The sequence below is a fragment of the Rhizobium herbae genome, from assembly GCF_017873135.1.
Taxonomy (GTDB): domain Bacteria; phylum Pseudomonadota; class Alphaproteobacteria; order Rhizobiales; family Rhizobiaceae; genus Pararhizobium; species Pararhizobium herbae.
In genome coordinates this window covers 917,909-933,646 of sequence record NZ_JAGGJV010000001.1, presented here as the reverse complement: position 1 = coordinate 933,646, position 15,738 = coordinate 917,909, and the positions used below count along the sequence as shown (strand labels likewise).

General features: G+C 61.0%; 13 protein-coding genes. 12 read left to right on the top strand and 1 reads right to left on the bottom strand.

Annotated elements, in window-relative coordinates:
- The first annotated feature begins 1 nt into the window (after nucleotide 1).
- From ftsL to J2Z75_RS04550, 11 genes are all read left to right on the top strand, one after another.
- A complete protein-coding gene (gene ftsL, locus J2Z75_RS04600) occupies nucleotides 2-400 on the top strand; it encodes a cell division protein FtsL (protein WP_209848279.1) in 399 nt (132 codons plus the stop codon).
- Complete coding sequence (locus tag J2Z75_RS04595; protein ID WP_209848276.1) at nucleotides 400-2,145, top strand: peptidoglycan D,D-transpeptidase FtsI family protein; 1,746 nt, start codon at nucleotides 400-402, stop codon at nucleotides 2,143-2,145. The genes ftsL and J2Z75_RS04595 overlap by 1 nt, the downstream gene beginning before the upstream one ends.
- 65 nt (nucleotides 2,146-2,210) lie before the next feature.
- On the top strand, nucleotides 2,211-3,671 hold the full coding sequence (locus J2Z75_RS04590) for a UDP-N-acetylmuramoyl-L-alanyl-D-glutamate--2,6-diaminopimelate ligase (RefSeq protein ID WP_209848273.1): 1,461 nt from the start codon (nucleotides 2,211-2,213) through the stop codon (nucleotides 3,669-3,671).
- Nucleotide 3,672: 1 nt separating this feature from the next.
- Nucleotides 3,673-5,106 carry a UDP-N-acetylmuramoylalanyl-D-glutamyl-2,6-diaminopimelate--D-alanyl-D-alanine ligase gene (locus tag J2Z75_RS04585; RefSeq protein ID WP_209848270.1) on the top strand — a complete coding sequence of 478 codons (1,434 nt, stop codon included), beginning with the start codon at nucleotides 3,673-3,675 and terminating at the stop codon, nucleotides 5,104-5,106.
- A gap of 123 nt (nucleotides 5,107-5,229) precedes the next feature.
- The gene (mraY, locus tag J2Z75_RS04580) at nucleotides 5,230-6,330 is read left to right on the top strand and encodes a phospho-N-acetylmuramoyl-pentapeptide-transferase (RefSeq protein ID WP_068957048.1); all 1,101 of its coding nucleotides are present in this window, start codon (nucleotides 5,230-5,232) and stop codon (nucleotides 6,328-6,330) included.
- Between the two features lie 4 nt (nucleotides 6,331-6,334).
- Nucleotides 6,335-7,726 carry a UDP-N-acetylmuramoyl-L-alanine--D-glutamate ligase gene (murD, locus tag J2Z75_RS04575; protein ID WP_209848267.1) on the top strand — a complete coding sequence of 464 codons (1,392 nt, stop codon included), beginning with the start codon at nucleotides 6,335-6,337 and terminating at the stop codon, nucleotides 7,724-7,726.
- Nucleotides 7,727-7,788: 62 nt separating this feature from the next.
- On the top strand, nucleotides 7,789-8,943 hold the full coding sequence (gene ftsW, locus J2Z75_RS04570) for a putative lipid II flippase FtsW (protein ID WP_209848264.1): 1,155 nt from the start codon (nucleotides 7,789-7,791) through the stop codon (nucleotides 8,941-8,943).
- 23 nt (nucleotides 8,944-8,966) lie between these two features.
- Complete coding sequence (gene murG / locus J2Z75_RS04565) at nucleotides 8,967-10,091, top strand: undecaprenyldiphospho-muramoylpentapeptide beta-N-acetylglucosaminyltransferase (RefSeq protein WP_209848262.1); 1,125 nt, start codon at nucleotides 8,967-8,969, stop codon at nucleotides 10,089-10,091.
- Nucleotides 10,088-11,503, top strand: a complete 1,416-nt coding sequence (gene murC, locus J2Z75_RS04560; RefSeq protein WP_209848259.1) for a UDP-N-acetylmuramate--L-alanine ligase — start codon at nucleotides 10,088-10,090, stop codon at nucleotides 11,501-11,503. The genes murG and murC overlap by 4 nt, the downstream gene beginning before the upstream one ends.
- Nucleotides 11,500-12,474 (top strand): UDP-N-acetylmuramate dehydrogenase, encoded by a 975-nt coding sequence (gene murB / locus J2Z75_RS04555; RefSeq protein WP_209848256.1) that lies wholly within the window; start codon nucleotides 11,500-11,502, stop codon nucleotides 12,472-12,474. The genes murC and murB overlap by 4 nt, the downstream gene beginning before the upstream one ends.
- A 101-nt stretch (nucleotides 12,475-12,575) precedes the next feature.
- Nucleotides 12,576-12,947, top strand: a complete 372-nt coding sequence (locus J2Z75_RS04550; RefSeq protein WP_209848253.1) for a DUF2750 domain-containing protein — start codon at nucleotides 12,576-12,578, stop codon at nucleotides 12,945-12,947.
- A 96-nt stretch (nucleotides 12,948-13,043) separates the two neighbouring features.
- Here J2Z75_RS04550 and J2Z75_RS04545 read toward each other — a convergent pair whose 3' ends face one another.
- Nucleotides 13,044-14,348, bottom strand: coding sequence for an MFS transporter (locus J2Z75_RS04545; protein WP_209848250.1), 1,305 nt, complete (start codon nucleotides 14,346-14,348; stop codon nucleotides 13,044-13,046).
- 388 nt (nucleotides 14,349-14,736) lie between these two features.
- Here J2Z75_RS04545 and aqpZ point away from each other — a divergent pair, with 388 nt between their 5' ends.
- A complete protein-coding gene (aqpZ, locus tag J2Z75_RS04540; RefSeq protein ID WP_209848248.1) occupies nucleotides 14,737-15,423 on the top strand; it encodes an aquaporin Z in 687 nt (228 codons plus the stop codon).
- Nucleotides 15,424-15,738: the final 315 nt, after the last annotated feature.

The following is a 15,738-nucleotide window of genomic DNA, read 5'->3' as shown; positions in this document are numbered from 1 at the left end:
CATGTTGCGTAGTTTTGACATCGTCCTGATCGTCGTCATGACGGCGGCCGCCACGGTCACCTACACGATCAAGCATCAAGCCGAGAACAAGCTTGAGGAAGTCCGCAAGCTGGACGCTGAAATCAAGCTCGAGGAAGACACGATCGATCTCCTGCGTGCCGACTGGGCGCTGCTGACGCAGCCGAACCGGCTGGAAAAGCTTGTTGGCGTCTATCAGCAGGATTTGCAGCTTGTGCCGACAGCCTCGACCCAGATTGCCCGCCCGGAAGAATTGCCGATGCTGAAAGCCGATCTGCCGCCGCCGGCGGATGTTCTGGAGGCCATGGGAATGGCCAAGGGCAAGGCAAAGAAGCCAACGGCCAAGGCCGATGATATCACAACGGGTTCGGTGGCGCGCTGATGTCCTTTCTGTCCCGCATCATGGTCGTCAAGAGCAAGGCGCATTTCTCTGCCGGCGGCAACAACCACCCCGGCGACCTCGGCATGCCGTTCGAAGGCACGCGCAAGAGGAGCAGCAATCAGGCGAAGAGTCGCGTTGCCATCGTCATTGCCAGCTTCACGGCGGTCTATTGCATCATCGGCGGTCGCCTGGTTCAGTATGGCCTGGCCCAGCCCGAAACGGTCTCCAGCATCGGTCGTGCTGACAACCTGATGGCGTCGCGCCCGGATATTCTCGACCGCAACGGCGAAATTCTGGCAACGGACATCCGCACGGTCTCGCTCTACGCCGAGCCGCACAAGATCGTCGATGCCGACGAGGCGGTCGAGCAACTTTCAACAGTGTTGCCCAATCTCAATGTTGCTGACATCTACAACAAGCTGAAGTCCCAATCGCGATTCCAATGGCTGCGCCGTCAGCTTACTCCCAAGCAGCAGAGCGAAATCCTGGCTCTTGGTATTCCGGGTATAGGCTTTCGCCCGGAAAAGCGGCGGTTCTATCCAGGCGGCGCCACCGCGTCGCATATCGTCGGTCACGTCAACGTCGACAACCGCGGCATTGCCGGTATGGAGCGCTGGATCGACAATCAGGGACTGGCCGACCTTGCTGCCATCGGCATGACGAGCGATGCGAAACTGGAGCCGGTCAAGCTCTCGATCGACCTGCGTGTACAGAATATCCTGCGCGATGTCGTCGTCGACGCCATGGGGAAGTTCCGGTCCCTTGCCGCAGGCGGTGTGGTGATGGACGTCAAGACCGGCGAAATTCTCGCCATGGTGTCCTATCCAGACTATGATCCAAACAAGCCCGCCGATGGCGCCAAGGAAGGGTGGATGAACCGCATGTCGAACGGCACGTTCGAGATGGGGTCGACCTTCAAGTCGTTCACGACGGCGATGGCGATCGATTCGGGCAAGGTGAAGCTCACCGACAGCTTCGACGCGCGCTTTCCGATCCGCATTGGCGGCTTCACCATCAAGGATTTCCACGGAAAGAACAGGGTTCTGACCGTTCCGGAAATCTTCCAATATTCCTCCAACATCGGCACGGCCAAGATGGCCGATCTCGTCGGTATTGCAGGGCATAAGGAATTTCTGACCCGCATGGGCCTTCTGACCAAGATGCAGACGGAATTGCCGGAAGTGAAGATGCCGAGCCAGCCGCGCGAGTGGAAGAAGATCAACTCGATCACCATCTCTTTCGGTCACGGTGTTTCCACGACACCTTTGCAGACAGCGGTAGCGGGTGCGGCCCTGTTGAATGGCGGGCATCTGATCGAGCCGACCTTTCTGCCGCGCACAGTGGACGAGGCAGCGGCTGCCTCGACGACGGTCATCAAGAAATCGACCAGCGATGACATGCGTTTCCTGTTCCGCTGGAATGCCATCAATGGCTCCGGTAAAAATGCCCGTGTTCCGGGCTACAATGTCGGCGGCAAGACCGGGACCGCGGATAAGGTCGTGAACGGCCGTTATTCGAGTGACGCCAATTTCAACGCCTTTCTGGCCGGCTTCCCGATCGATGATCCGCGCTATGTCGTCCTGACCTTCATAGACGAGCCGAAAACCGACAAGGGCAATGGTGCAGCACTTGCCGGCAATACGGCAGCGCCGATGGTGCGCGATATCATCAGCCGCTCGGCGCCGTTACTCGGTGTGGAGCCGAAGTTTGGTGAAGACGGTTCTGCCTTGCTTGTGTCTTATTGACCGTGGAATGACAATCAGGAGGATTCGCCGCCCGGCGCATCGGTTCGTTTTTGAAAAGTGCATCCATGAAGATCAAAGACCTGATCGGGAAGGATTTCCCGGAAATTGCCTCGCAACTGAGCCCGGCCGCTGGCGAGACGGAGATCGCCGCGATCACCGCCGATAGCCGGCAGGTCGTTCCCGGCTCGTTGTTCGTGGCGCTTTCTGGAAGCAAAACCGATGGCAAGGTCTTCATCGACGATGCCATTGCGCGTGGCGCTTCCGTGGTGATTACAGGCTCAAAGCCGGAGGGCGTGGTCTCCGTTCCCATTCTTTCTGCCGCAGCCCCCCGCAGGGTACTCGCCATCGCGGCGGCTCATTTTTACGGACGCCAGCCGCAGACGATGGTGGCTGTGACCGGCACGGCCGGCAAGACCTCGGTTGCCTCCTTTGCCCGGCAGATCTGGGCCCATGCGGGTTTTGCAGCAGCGATGATCGGCACGACGGGCGTTATTGCTCCCGGCCGCAACGACTATGGTTCGCTGACGACGCCGGATCCGGTGTCGTTGCACAAGCTTCTTGCCGAACTGGCCGATGCCGGCGTCACCCATGCGGCCATGGAAGCCTCAAGCCACGGGCTGGATCAGAACCGGCTTGACGGCGTCCGCCTTGCCGCCGCCGGTTTCACCAATCTCGGCCGCGACCATATGGACTACCATCCGACAGTCGAGGACTACATGGCCGCCAAGATGCGGCTGTTCGACGGTGTCTTGCCGAAGGGCTCGCCGGCGGTGATCTTTTCCGATGACGCCTGGTCGGCGCAGGCGATTGCTGCCGCCAAGGCCGGGGGGCAGGAGGTTCTGACTGTCGGGCGCAAGGGCGATTACCTGAGCCTGAAGCGCGTCGAGCATTTTCGCCACAAGCAGATCGCCGAAATTCATGTCGGTGACGAGATTTTCGAGGTGCATGTGCCGCTGGCAGGAGACTTCCAGATTTCCAATGCGCTGGTTGCGGCCGGTCTTGCCATATCGACCGGCGTCAGCGCCAAGGCGACGATGGCAGCGCTCGAAAAGCTCCAGGGCGCCTCCGGCCGTCTCGAACTGGTCGGGCATACGAAAGATGGCGCTCTCGCCTATGTCGACTACGCCCACAAGCCGGATGCGCTGGAAAATGTGTTGGCTTCCGTTCGGCCTTTCACCACCGGCCGCATCATCGTGGTCTTTGGCTGTGGCGGTGATCGCGACAAGGGCAAGCGTCCGATCATGGGCGAAATCGCCACACGGCTCGCCGATATCGTGATTGTGACCGACGACAATCCGCGCTCGGAAGTGCCTGACGTCATTCGCAGCGAGATCATGGCCGCCGCCAAGGGTGCCACCGAGATCGGCGATCGCGCCGAGGCGATCAAGGCCGCCGTCGATATGCTGAAATCGGGCGATACGCTGATCGTCGCCGGCAAGGGACACGAGGAAGGCCAGACCGTTGGCTCCGTCACCCTGCCGTTTTCCGATCATGCCGAGCTGCGCAAAGCATTGGGAGGTCAATGATTTGAGCTTTCTATGGACCACCAGCGACCTGATCGCGGCCATGCACGGCCGGCCGATGGGAAATCTGCCCGAGGGTATTACGGGCATTTCCATCGACAGCCGCTCTCTTGACAAGGGCGAGGCGTTTTTTGCCATCAAGGGCGACCGCGTTGATGGTCATGACTATGCCGGCATTGCGGTTGCCAACGGCGCGGCATTGCTTGTCGTCAGCGAGACGAAGCTGCCGGCACTCGGGCGGGTGATCGCCCCAATGATCGTCGTCGATGATGTGCTGGAGGCGATGGTGCGGCTCGGCTGTGCCGCGCGCGACCGGAGCGCGGCGAAGATCATCGCTGTGACCGGGTCTGTCGGCAAGACCACCACCAAGGAGATGTTGCGGCACGTGCTTGAGCCGTCCGGCCGGGTGCACGCCTCCGTCGCCTCGTTCAACAATCACTGGGGCGTGCCTCTGACGTTGTCGCGCATGCCGGAAAATACCGATTTCGGCATCTTCGAGATCGGCATGAATCATGCCGATGAAATCCGGCCGCTGGTCAGGATGGTGCGCCCGCACGTGGCGATCATCACCACGATCGCCGCCGCTCATCTCGGCAACTTCAAGGACCTCGAGGAAATCGCGGCTGCCAAGGCGGAGATCATGGAAGGCCTCGTCGACGACGGTCACGTGATCCTCAACCGCGACAACGAGCAGTTCGAGACACTGGAAAAAACCGCCAACGCGCTGGCCGTCGCGCATATCCACAGCTTCGGCAGCAGCGCCAAGGCCGATTTCCGCATGGTCGAATTCACGGGCGGGTCTGAAGGCGCCGTCCTCTGGGCTGCACTCGACGGCAAGACGCTGGAAATCCAGATGGGAGCGCCCGGGCGGCATATCGCCGAGAATGCACTGGCCGTAATCGGTGCTGCCAGCCTGGTTGGCGCCGACATGGATGCGGCCCTTGCCGCGCTTGCAACGCTACAGCCCGAGAAGGGGCGCGGCGCACGGCATCGTCTGGCGATCGGTTCTGCGTCCTTCGTGCTGATCGATGAGAGCTACAATGCCAATCCGGCCTCTATGCGGGCCGCGATCTCGCTCCTGAAGGATACGGAACTGCCGGAAGGCGGGCGCCGGATCGCCATTCTCGGCGATATGCTTGAGATGGGCGAATTCGCAGGCAAGGTCCATGCGGAGCTTGCCGCGCCTCTGGTCGAGGCCGGCATCAACGAAGTCTGGCTTGCCGGACCGGAGATGGCGCATCTGCGCGATGCTCTGCCCGAGGATGCCCACGTCGAATATCGCCAGACGGTCGATGAGCTGAAGGAATTTGCGCTTGGATCCATCGCCGCCGGGGATGGGGTGATGATCAAATCGTCGAAGGGAACCGGTTGCGGCAGGATCGTTTCGGCGTTGCTTGATACATATCCGCCCTATTCGGGCACGGAGCGCGTTGAATAAAGGCGGGACAAGGCACTCTTGGCCGATGTTCGATGCTGACACTTTTGATACCACGCAGTTATTCTTCCATTCGGTGATTCTGATGGATGACGCCTGCAACGAACCTTTGGGGAAAGGTCCCTCATGCTTATCTGGCTTGTCGAACTGGCGGACCATTTTCAATTCTTCAACCTCTTTCGGTACATCACCTTCCGTACCGGCGCCGCCTTGTTCACATCGGCATTAATCGTTTTCCTGTTCGGACCGCGGATGATTTCATCCCTGCGGGTACGGCAGGGTCGCGGCCAGCCGATCCGTGCCGACGGGCCGCAGACCCATTTCAAGAAGGCGGGTACGCCGACCATGGGCGGCCTGATGATCCTGGCCGGCATTGTCGGCAGTTCGCTGCTCTGGGCCGATCTTTCCAGCGTCTATGTCGTCTCCACGCTGCTGGTGACGCTGGGTTTCGGCGCCATCGGTTTCTACGACGACTATCTCAAGGTGACGAAGCAGTCGGACAAGGGCTTTTCCGGCAAGGCCCGTCTCGGGATCGAATTTCTCGTCGCCGGCATCGCCGTGTTCTTCATGATGCGGACGGCTCTGTCCGCGGGTGTGGCCGGCTCGACCTTCGGGTCGTCGTTGACCTTCCCGTTCCTCAAGGATTTCACCCTCAATCTCGGCTATTTCTTCATCCTGTTCGGCGGCTTCGTCATCGTCGGCGCCGGCAATGCGGTCAACCTGACCGACGGTCTCGACGGACTTGCCATCGTGCCGGTGATGATCGCGGCCGCATCCTTCGGTGTCATCGCATACCTTGCCGGTAACGCCGTTTTTGCGAACTACCTGCAGATCCATTTCGTGCCCGGCACCGGCGAGCTTGCCGTCATTCTCGGCGCGGTGATTGGAGCCGGGCTCGGCTTTCTCTGGTTCAACGCTCCACCAGCGGCGATCTTCATGGGCGACACCGGGTCGCTGGCGCTCGGCGGCCTTATCGGCACGGTGGCCGTTGCCACCAAGCACGAGATCGTCATGGTGATCATCGGCGGCCTGTTCGTCATGGAAACCCTGTCGGTGATCATCCAGGTCTTCTGGTTCAAGCGCACCGGCAAGCGCGTCTTCCTGATGGCACCGATCCATCACCATTTCGAAAAGCTGGGCTGGACCGAAAGCCAGGTCGTTATCCGCTTCTGGATCATCGCCGTCATCCTCGCCATGGTCGGCCTCTCGACCCTGAAGCTGCGGTAAACCGATGATTCCCGTCTCCACATTCAGCGGCAAGCAGGTCGCGCTCTTCGGTCTCGGCGGTTCCGGGCTGGCGACCGCGCAGGCGCTGGTCGCCGGTGGTGCCAAGGTGACGGCCTGGGACGACAATCCCGATAGTGTCGCCAAGGCCGCCGCCGCGGGCATCGGCACCGGCGATCTCCATCAAGCCGACTGGATGTCCTTTTCCGCCTTCGTGCTGTCGCCCGGCGTGCCGCTGACGCATCCGAAACCCCATTGGACCGTCGATCTCGCCCACGCCGCCGGCGTCGAGATCATCGGCGATGTCGAGCTGTTCGTGCGCGAGCGGCGCGCGCACGCGCCGGATTGCCCGTTCATTGCCATCACCGGCACCAACGGCAAATCGACGACTACGGCACTGATCGCCCACATCCTGACCGCAAGCGGCCGGGACACACAGCTTGGCGGCAATATCGGCACGGCCGTGATGACGCTCGATCCGCCGGCGCCCGGCCGGTTTTATGTCGTCGAATGCTCGTCCTACCAGATCGACCTGGCCCCGACGATCAATCCGTCCGCCGGCATCCTGCTCAACCTGACGCCCGATCATCTCGACCGGCACGGCAGCATGGACCATTATGCCGCTATCAAGGAACGGCTCATTGCCGGAAGCGATATGGCCATCGTCGGCGTCGATGACATCTACACCGAAGCGATTGCCGACCGCGCAACCCTGGCCGGGCACCGCGTCATCCGCATCGCCCGCCATCGCCCGCTCGGCGAGGGGCTTTTTGCAGACGGCACACGCGTCATGCGCGCCGAAGGTGGAATAGCCTCGGTCCTTGCCGATCTGGATGGCATCGCGACGTTGCGCGGCAACCACAATGCCCAGAACGCAGCAGCGGCGATTGCCGCCTGCCTCTCGGTCGGCGTTTCGGAAAGCGACATCCTTGCCGGCCTTTCGTCCTTTCCGGGCCTGAAGCACCGCATGCAGCCGGTCGGCCGTAAGGGCAACGTGATCTTCGTCAACGACAGCAAGGCGACCAATGCCGATGCGGCGGCGCCCGCCTTGTCGAGTTATGACCGGATCTACTGGATCGCCGGGGGGCTGCCCAAGGAGGGCGGCATCACTAGCTTGGCACCGTTTTTCCCGAAGATCGCCAAGGCCTATCTGATCGGCGAGGCAGCGCCGGCCTTTGCCGCGACCCTTGGAGAGATGGTTCCGTTCGAGATTTCCGGAACGCTGGAGCGGGCAGTGGTCCATGCGGCGGCGGATGCTGCGAAAGACAAAGCGGCACAATCCGCCGTCATGCTCTCACCGGCTTGCGCAAGCTTCGACCAGTACAAGAATTTTGAGGTTCGCGGCGATGCCTTCGTCAACCATGTCGGCGCGATCGACGGCGTGACGATGCTGATATGAGGGCCGATGGCTCTGATGACTAAGAGATCGGCGCCGGACGCGCCGTTGAAGGGGACGAAGAAATGGTAAGCCGTGCCGAACGTGGCCCCGTGGCCGACTGGTTCTGGACGATCGACAGGTTCTTCCTGGCGACCTTCATTCTGTTGATGGGCATCGGCTTCATGCTGTCCTTCGCCGCAAGCCCGGCTGTCGCCGAGCGCCTCAACCTCGACAGCTTCCATTTCGTCAAGCGGCATGCGGCTTTCCTGCTGCCGTCGCTGGCGGTGATGATCGGCATTTCCTTCCTGACGCCGCGGCAGGTGCGCCGCACCGCGATAATCCTGCTCATCGTCTCACTCGCCATGATGGTCCTGGCACTGTTCTTCGGCGCGGAGGTCAAGGGATCGCGGCGCTGGATTTCGCTTGCCGGATTGTCGATTCAGCCGTCCGAATTCATGAAGCCGGCCTTTGTGGTTGTCTGCGCCTGGCTGTTTTCCGAGCATGCCCGCCAGCCTGAAATTCCCGGCAACCTGTTTGCAATCCTTCTTTTCGGCATCGTCATTACGCTGCTGATCGCCCAGCCCGATCTTGGCCAGACCATCCTGACGACCGCCGTCTGGGGTGGCATGTTCTTCATGGCCGGCATGCCGTGGCTGTGGATCATCGTGCTCGGCGGCTCCGCTGTCGGCGGCCTCGTGGTCGCCTATACGCTGTTGCCGCACGTGGCAGGCCGTATCGACCGGTTCATGACCGGCGAGGGCGATACGTTCCAGGTGGATACGGCGCTTCAGGCAATCATCCGCGGCGACTGGTTCGGGCAGGGGCCGGGCGAAGGCGTCATCAAGCGGATTATCCCAGACAGTCACACCGACTTCATCTTTTCGGTGGCAGCTGAAGAATTCGGCATCGTCTTCTGCATGGTCATCGTGCTGATTTTTGCCTTCCTCGTCATGCGGGGTTTGAGCCACGCCTTCCGGGAGCGCAACGATTTCACGCGCTTTGCTGTCGCAGGCCTGGTGCTGCAGATCGGCATCCAGTCGATGATCAATATCGGGGTCAATCTGCAACTGTTGCCGGCCAAGGGCATGACACTGCCGTTGATCTCCTACGGCGGTTCGTCCATGCTGGCGATCTGCGTGACGGCCGGCTTCATCCTGGCGCTGACGCGCCATCGTCCGGAAAAGCGCGCCGTCGAGCGCAGCCTGTTCCGCTCAGGCATGGGCGTACCAGCGGAGTAAGGCTGGCCGAGTAAGGACCTATCATGACCAAAGGCATCATCATGCTTGCCGCCGGCGGTACCGGCGGTCATCTGTTTCCGGCGGAAGCGTTGGCGCACGAATTGAAGGCGCTCGGCTATTCCATCCATCTGGTGACGGACAGCCGGGCGGAGCGCTTCGCCGGCAAGTTTCCGGCCGACGAGATCCATGTTGTGCCTTCGGCGACGATCGGCTCGAAAAACCCGTTGAAGGTCGCATCATCGTTGTGGACGCTCTGGTCGGGCATCCGCATAGCCCGCCGCCTGATGGCAAAGGTTCGGCCGAAGGTCGTCGTCGGCTTCGGCGGTTATCCGACCATTCCGCCGTTGCTGGCTGCAACCGGCATGGGCATTCCATCGATGATCCATGAGCAGAACGCCGTCATGGGCCGCGCCAACAAGGCGCTGGCCAAGCGCGTCAAGGCGATCGCCGGTGGCTTCCTGCCCGAGGCGGACGGGCCTTATGCCGCAAAGACGGTGACCACCGGCAATCCCGTCCGGCCTGCGGTGCTGGAGGCTGCCAAGGTTCCCTACCAGCCGTCGGGCGAGGGTGAGGAATTCCGGCTCGTGGTGTTCGGCGGCAGCCAGGGCGCCCAGTATTTTTCGAAAAGCGTGCCGACGGCGATCAGCCTGCTTGACGACGGTTTGAGGCGGCGTTTGAAGGTGACGCAGCAGGCGCGCGCCGAAGACATGCCCATGGTCGAGGGTTGCGTCGCCAAGCTCGAGATGAATGCGGACATCGCGCCGTTCTTCACCGACATGGCCGACCGGATCGCCAAGGCGCATCTGGTCATCTGCCGTTCCGGCGCCTCAACGGTATCGGAGATCGCGGTGATCGGCCGCCCGGCCATCCTGGTGCCTTATCCTTACGCGCTTGATCACGATCAGGCGGCGAATGCCGCGGCGCTGGCTGCGACCGGCGGCGCCAAGGTGATCGCCCAGGCGGAGCTTTCCTCCGAGAAGCTGAGCAAGATCCTGACCGGCGCCATGACCAATCCCGGTAAGCTGGCTGACATGGCGGCAAGTGCCAAACAGGCGGGCAAACCCGATGCGGCCCGCTTGCTTGCCGCGATGGTTGAAGCTATTGCCAGCGGTTCGACGATTGCACAGTTCAAGGAAACACGCTCATGAAAATGCCGCAGACGATCGGCCTGGTTCATTTCATCGGTATCGGTGGTATCGGCATGAGCGGTATTGCCGAGGTGCTGCACAATCTTGGCCACAAGGTCCAGGGCTCCGACCAGTCCGACAGCGCCAATGTCCAGCGCCTGCGTGACAAGGGCATCGAGGTTTTCGTCGGCCACAAGGCCGAGAATATCGGCGAGGCCGAAGTCGTCGTCGTCTCGACCGCCATCAAGAAGAGCAACCCGGAACTGATCGCCGCGCGTGAAAAACTGCTGCCGGTGGTACGCCGCGCCGAAATGCTCGCTGAACTCATGCGCTTCCGCAATGCGATTGCTATCGGCGGTACGCACGGCAAGACCACGACGACCTCGATGGTGGCGACATTGCTTGAAGCCGGCGGGCTGGACCCGACCGTCATCAACGGCGGCATCATCAACGCCTACGGCACCAATGCCCGCATGGGTGAGGGCGAGTGGATGGTGGTCGAGGCCGACGAATCGGACGGCACCTTCCTCAGACTGCCCGCCGACGTGGCCGTCGTCACCAATATCGACCCGGAACATCTCGACCACTACGGCAATTTTGATGCCGTGCGGGCTGCCTTCCGCCAGTTCGTCGAGAACGTGCCGTTCTACGGCTTCGGCGTCATGTGCCTCGATCATCCCGAAGTGCAGACCATGGTCTCGAAGATCGAGGACCGCAAGGTCATCACCTACGGCGAAAACCCGCAGGCCGACGTGCGCTATTCCAATATCCGCATGGACGGCGCCACTTCGGTGTTCGACGTCGAGATCCGCCGCCGCCGCACGGGGCAGGTGATCCAGATGCAGGATCTGCGCCTGCCAATGCCCGGCCGTCACAATGTTTCCAACGCCACCGCGGCGATTGCCGTCGCCCAGCGTCTTGGCATTTCGCCCGAGGACATCGCCAAGGGGCTGGCATCCTTTGCCGGCGTCAAGCGCCGCTTCACCTTCACCGGCGAATGGAACAATGTCCGCGTCTATGACGATTACGGCCACCACCCGGTCGAGATCAAGGCTGTACTCAGAGCCGCACGCGAAGCCTGCCAGGGCCGCGTCATCGCCGTGCACCAGCCGCACCGCTTTTCCCGCCTGCACAGCCTGTTCGAAGATTTTTCCGCCTGCTTCAACGATGCCGATACGATCCTTCTGGCGCCGGTCTATTCGGCCGGCGAGGATCCGATCGAGGGCATCAGTTCGCAGGAGCTGGTCTTGCGCATCAAGGCTGGCGGCCACCGGGATGCACGCTTTATCGAAGGCCCGGAAGCGATTGCGCCGATCGTCTCCGCCATTGCGCAACCGGGTGACTTTGTGGTTCTCTTGGGGGCTGGCAGCATCACATACTGGGCCGCCGCACTCCCGAAGGAACTCGCTGGCATTTCAGGAAATTCCGCATGAAACAGGTACACGGAGAAAAATTGCTGGCCTCTCTCGGGGATGGCGTCAAGGAGTTGCGTGGACGTCTGACGCCGGATGCGCCGATGGACCGCGTCACCTGGTTCCGCGCCGGCGGCCTTGCCGAGCTGATGTTCCAGCCGCATGACGCCGACGATCTCGTCGCGTTCCTGAAGATGCTGCCGGGCGAAGTGCCCGTCATGGTCGCGGGTGTCGGTTCGAACCTGCTCGTGCGCGACGGCGGTATTCCCGGTGTCGTCATCCGGCTGTCCGCCAAGGGATTTGGCGATGTCGAGCTTGTCTCCGAGACCCGGGTCAAGGCCGGTGCGATCTGCCCGGACAAGAACCTGGCTGCTATGACGCTCGATCACGGCATCGGCGGTTTCGCGTTCTATTACGGCATTCCCGGCACGATCGGCGGAGCGCTGCGCATGAACGCCGGCGCCAATGGCGGCGAGACGCGCGAGCGCGTGGTCGAGGTTCACGCGGTCGATCGCAAGGGCAATACGCACGTGCTCTCCAATGCCGACATGGGCTACAGTTACCGCCATTCATCGGCATCGAAGGACCTGATCTTCACCCATGCCGTTTTCGAAGGCTATCCGGAAGACAAGGCGAAAATCCGCGCCGACATGGATGCCGTGCGCCAGCATCGCGAGACGGTACAGCCGATTCGCGAAAAGACCGGCGGCTCGACCTTCAAGAATCCGGAAGGTCATTCCGCCTGGAAACTCATCGATGAGGCAGGTTGCCGTGGTATGATGATCGGCGGCGCGCAGATGTCGCCTATGCACTGCAATTTCATGATCAATACCGGACAGGCGAGCGGCTACGAACTGGAATATCTCGGCGAGACCGTTCGCCAGCGCGTGTTTGAAACCTCGGGCATTTCGCTCGAATGGGAAATCAAGCGTATCGGCACCTTCATGCCGGGCTACGAGGTCAAGGAATTCCTGGGCGAACTAACGGCCTGAGTGATCGATCCGTGATTGAGGGGCATGATCATGCAGCAAGTGGCTGCACGATCAGCGGGATTTCAGTTGCCGGCGTTTGCTGACAACATTGTGATGAGGCTATGAGCGTAACAGCTGCACACACCGCGAGATTCTTTGATGAAACCATCGCACATGGCACGGTTTGGTCCATACGAGACGACGGTGGTTTCCCGACCTCGACAAGTCCGTTTGGCGAGACGGCAATGCCATTCTGGTCTTCGGATAGCCGGGCTCAGAAGGTCATCGACAACGTTTCCGCATATGGTGGCTTTCAAACCTCTCGGCTTGAGTTGTCGGAGTTCGTGGACCGCTGGCTTCCGGGACTTGAAAGAGATGGTCTTTTCGTTGGTATCAATTGGTCGGGCGATCGCGCGACGGGATACGATATGACGCCGGAGACTGTCAGAAACCGTATTGCAATGAAGCAGAAAGCCGCCGCTGCCGAACACTAATCGCCATCGTCTCTTTGCTATGATGCCATCGAGCATTGAAAAAGCCGCCGCAGAGTGATCCGCGGCGGCTTTTTGGTGCTTGACGCCTGCTGAAGCTCAGACTTCGTCCTTGCCCGAAAGCAGGATGCAGGCCAGCGTGATCAGGGCGGCGACGCCGAGATAGTAGCCGACATAGGTCATGCCGTAGTTCGCCTGCAGCCATGTCGCGATATAGGGCGCCAGCGAGGCGCCGAAGATGCCTGCGAAGTTGAAGGTGATCGACGAGCCTGTATAGCGCACGTTGGTCGGGAAGGGAGCGGCGAGCGCCGTGCCGATCAGCCCGTAGGTCATGCCCATCAGTGCCATCGCGAAGATCACGAAGATGAAGATCGAGCCTTCACCCGATGTCATCAGGCCGGGCAGGAAGAACGAGAAGATGCCGATCAGTACGGTCGTGGCAATCAGTACCTCGCGGCGGCCGAAGCGTTCGGCAAGCTTGCCGGCGATCGGGATGAAGAGGCCGAACAGAACGGAGCCGACGATCTGGATTTCCAGCGCGTCGATGAAGGGGATCTTCAGCACCTTGACGTTGTAGGAGAGCAGGTAGGCCGAGCCGATGTAGAACAGCACGAAGGTCGCCAACGCCACAAAGGTGCCGAGCACCAGGCTGCGCTTGTGGTTGCGGAACAGTTCCATGACAGGCACTTCGACGCGTTCTTGGCTGTCGATGGCCTTCTGGAAGGCGGGTGTTTCGGTGATCGAGAGACGGACCCAGAGACCGACGGCGATCAGGATGATCGAGGCGATGAAGGGCACGCGCCAGCCCCAGGAGAGCAGGGCTTCCTGCGAGATGACATGCAGCAGCAGCCAGAAGACGCCGGAGGACAGGAACAGGCCGACGGGCGCGCCGAGCTGCGGGAACATGCCGTACCAGCTGCGCTTGCCTTCCGGCGCGTTTTCCGTGGCGAGCAGGACGGCACCGCCCCATTCGCCGCCGAGACCAAAACCCTGGCCGAAGCGGCACAGCGCCAGCAGAAGCGGCGCGATCACGCCGATCTGCTCATACGTGGGGAGCAGGCCGATGATGACTGTCGAGATTCCCATGGTGAGCAGTGCCGCCACCAGCGTCGTCTTGCGCCCGACCCGGTCGCCGAAATGGCCGAAGACCACCGCACCCAAAGGGCGAGCGAAAAAGGCGATCGAGAAGGTCGCGAAGGAAGCAAGCAGTGCCGTGGTCGGATCGGTGTTCGGGAAGAACAGAGCCGGAAAGACCAGCACGGCGGCTGTGGCGTAAACATAGAAGTCGAAGAATTCGATGGTTGTGCCGACCAGGCTCGCGAGCAGAACGCGGGCAGGCGAATTGAGCAGGCCCTTGTTCAACGGCTTTGCCGTCGGCGACAACGTGGATACTGTGTCACTCATTGTCATTATGTCCGTATTGGGAATGTGAATGCCGTCTTGGGAGGCAGCTGCCCGGCTCTTAACGCAGACGCACCGGCAGTAAAACCCTTCAAACGCAACTATTGGCAAGATTTCGGGACGCATTCGTCGCAAAAGTATCGTCGAAGCCACTGTCGGGCCGCCTTGCTTTTCACCGGACTGATCAAAAATGCCTCTCTGGCGGTGCTCTTCGTGCACAATCCTTGACCAGAATCGAATTGTCGCAAATCTTAGGTTGTGCGTTCGGGAGCGTACCGTCGCAAAACTGGCCTAAGTGTGCACGCGCTCGATTCAGGGGGCCTGAAAAACGAGTGCGTCCAGTGCGCATCGAGGCCCTTTGGAGCATTTTGCTCCGGTTGAAGGGGAAATCATGTTCAAGAAGCTTTCTGCGGAATTTTTGGGAACATTCTGGCTCGTTTTCGGCGGCTGCGGCAGCGCGGTGCTGGCAGCGGCCTTTCCGGAGGTCGGTATCGGCCTGCTCGGTGTATCGTTTGCCTTCGGTCTGACCGTGCTGACGATGGCCTATGCGGTCGGCGGCATCTCGGGTGGACACTTCAATCCGGCTGTGTCGGTCGGCCTCACGGTTGCAGGCAAGTTTCCGGCCTCCTCGCTTGTCGGCTATATCATTGCGCAGGTGGCGGGCGCGATCGTCGCCGCGGCGGCGCTCTATCTGGTCGCCAGCGGCAAGGCTGATTTCCAGCTCGGCGGCTTTGCCGCCAACGGCTATGGTGAACATTCGCCGGGCGGCTATTCGCTGACCTCGGCACTGGTCATCGAGGTGCTTTTGACCGGGTTCTTCATCTTCATCATCCTCGGCGCGACAAGCGGGCGCGTGCCGGCCGGCTTTGCCCCGATCGCGATCGGCCTCGCCCTGACGCTGATCCATCTGATCTCGATCCCGGTGACCAATACGTCGGTCAATCCGGCCCGTTCGACAGGTCAGGCGCTGTTTGTCGGCGGCTGGGCCTTGCAGCAGCTGTGGCTGTTCTGGCTGGCACCGATCGTTGGTGCCGTGCTTGGCGGCATTGTCTGGAAGGTTGTCGGCGAAGACGACTGAGACATCTTCATTCGACGGCAACCCGATTGAAGAAAGGCCCCGCGCGAAAGCTGCGGGGCCTTTCCATTTCATCCGCAGCGGTCCTCGGCTTTTCTCTTGCGCTACGATTAACACTCTGATTCTAAGCGATGAATCAAAGCTCTTGCTTGATTCTCCATGAAATATTTCATCGATGTCTTGGGTAGGGTTAACCAAAGTAAACCGTTCGTTAACCATAATGCCGTTCTAGTGGGCCTGTGCCTGATGGTTGCGACTCGTGTGGGTGAACAAGCTAGGCGCAAGCGGAAATTTGTAAGACTGGCGTAATGTCGGGGG

Coding starts and splice junctions, on each gene's coding strand:
- ftsL (WP_209848279.1), top strand. CDS start 2: ATGTTGCGTAGTTTTGACATCGTCCTGATCGTCGTCATGACGGCGGCC.
- J2Z75_RS04595 (WP_209848276.1), top strand. CDS start 400: ATGTCCTTTCTGTCCCGCATCATGGTCGTCAAGAGCAAGGCGCATTTC.
- J2Z75_RS04590 (WP_209848273.1), top strand. CDS start 2,211: ATGAAGATCAAAGACCTGATCGGGAAGGATTTCCCGGAAATTGCCTCG.
- mraY (WP_068957048.1), top strand. CDS start 5,230: ATGCTTATCTGGCTTGTCGAACTGGCGGACCATTTTCAATTCTTCAAC.
- murD (WP_209848267.1), top strand. CDS start 6,335: ATGATTCCCGTCTCCACATTCAGCGGCAAGCAGGTCGCGCTCTTCGGT.
- ftsW (WP_209848264.1), top strand. CDS start 7,789: ATGGTAAGCCGTGCCGAACGTGGCCCCGTGGCCGACTGGTTCTGGACG.
- murG (WP_209848262.1), top strand. CDS start 8,967: ATGACCAAAGGCATCATCATGCTTGCCGCCGGCGGTACCGGCGGTCAT.
- murC (WP_209848259.1), top strand. CDS start 10,088: ATGAAAATGCCGCAGACGATCGGCCTGGTTCATTTCATCGGTATCGGT.
- murB (WP_209848256.1), top strand. CDS start 11,500: ATGAAACAGGTACACGGAGAAAAATTGCTGGCCTCTCTCGGGGATGGC.
- J2Z75_RS04550 (WP_209848253.1), top strand. CDS start 12,576: ATGAGCGTAACAGCTGCACACACCGCGAGATTCTTTGATGAAACCATC.
- J2Z75_RS04545 (WP_209848250.1), bottom strand. CDS start 14,348: ATGAGTGACACAGTATCCACGTTGTCGCCGACGGCAAAGCCGTTGAAC.
- aqpZ (WP_209848248.1), top strand. CDS start 14,737: ATGTTCAAGAAGCTTTCTGCGGAATTTTTGGGAACATTCTGGCTCGTT.